2 protein-coding genes are annotated in these 1,087 nt (G+C 73.7%); one reads left to right on the top strand and one right to left on the bottom strand.

All coding sequences use genetic code 11. From position 1 onward, the window contains the following. On the top strand, window positions 1–712 hold a 712-nt coding region (locus AB0M20_RS45285), incomplete at its 5' end, for a tetratricopeptide repeat protein (protein WP_364307836.1). Here the strand turns inward: AB0M20_RS45285 and AB0M20_RS45280 are convergent. Continuing rightward, the gene (locus tag AB0M20_RS45280) at window positions 709–1,050 is read right to left on the bottom strand and encodes a hypothetical protein (RefSeq protein ID WP_364307834.1); all 342 of its coding nucleotides are present in this window, start codon (window positions 1,048–1,050) and stop codon (window positions 709–711) included. The two genes, AB0M20_RS45285 and AB0M20_RS45280, sit on opposite strands and share 4 nt — an antisense overlap. Between the last annotated feature and the right edge of the window lie 37 nt (window positions 1,051–1,087).

Genomic DNA, 1,087 nt, shown 5'->3' with positions numbered 1-1,087 from the left:
CTGGCGGCTGGGCGACTACCGCCGGGCGGCGGACCACTACCAGCGGGCCTGGGGGCTCTACCAGCAGCTGGGCGACAAGACCGGGCAGGCCGACGCGTCGGTGCGACTCGCCCTGGTCGACGAGCGGCTCGGCGACGAGGAGCGGGCCGCGGAGCGTCTCGAGGCCGCCCTGACGCTCTACTCGGGCCTCGGCGACGGATACAGCGAGGCGTACGTGCACTCCCTGCTCGCCCGGCTGCAGCGCCGGCCGGAGCAGCTCGACCGCACCGCCGGCCGGCTCGAGCGCAGCCTGGCCGAGGTGCGGCGGGCCGGCGACCGGACCGCGGAGGCGTACGCCCTGACCGACCTCGGGGCGATCCTCGCGCGCCGTGGCCGGCTCTCCGACGCGGCCGGTCACCTGCGGCAGGCGCTGGTGCTGCACCGGCGGATCGGCGACCGCGCCAGCGAGGCGGAGGCGCTCAACGATCTGGGTCAGGTGTTGCGCGCCGCGGGTGACGCGGCCGACGCCCGCACCCAGCACGGCGAGGCGCTGGCGCTGGCGCAGGAGATCGGCGACCGGTACGAGCAGGCGCGCGCCCACGAGGGCATCGCGGCGGCGTTCCAGGTCATCGGCGACCTGGACCGCGCCGGGCCGCACCAGCACCACGCCGAGCGCATCTTCGCCGACCTCGAGGTGCCGGCGCCCGCGCCGGTGGCGTACGGCACGCGTTAGACCCGGACCACGCCGTCGACCCAGAGCACGGTGACCGGCCGGCCGCGCGCCCGGGCGTAGGTGACGATGTCGGCCGTGCCGCCGATGCCGCGGGCCGGGCGCCCGTCCCACACCGCGAAAAGGTGGTCGCAGCGGTCCACCATGGCCTGCCCGGCGGCGAGATACGCCTGGTCGGACGGGTTGCGGTACGGCATCGTGATCACCGTCGTGGCATGCCGGCGAAAGCACTCGAACCGCGCCCGGCTCTCCTCCGCGATCAGCGACCCGGCATAGTCCTGACAGGGCAGCACCACCTCGAGGGTGCCGCCGGCGCCCAGTCTGTAATTGGAGGCGTTCAATGAAAAATAGTTATCAAGCTCAAAAAGTCATTGAAGC

The sequence above is a fragment of the Actinoplanes sp. NPDC051633 genome, assembly GCF_040681735.1.
GTDB lineage: Bacteria > Actinomycetota > Actinomycetes > Mycobacteriales > Micromonosporaceae > Actinoplanes.
This window is presented reverse-complemented; position numbering and strand designations above follow the sequence as displayed.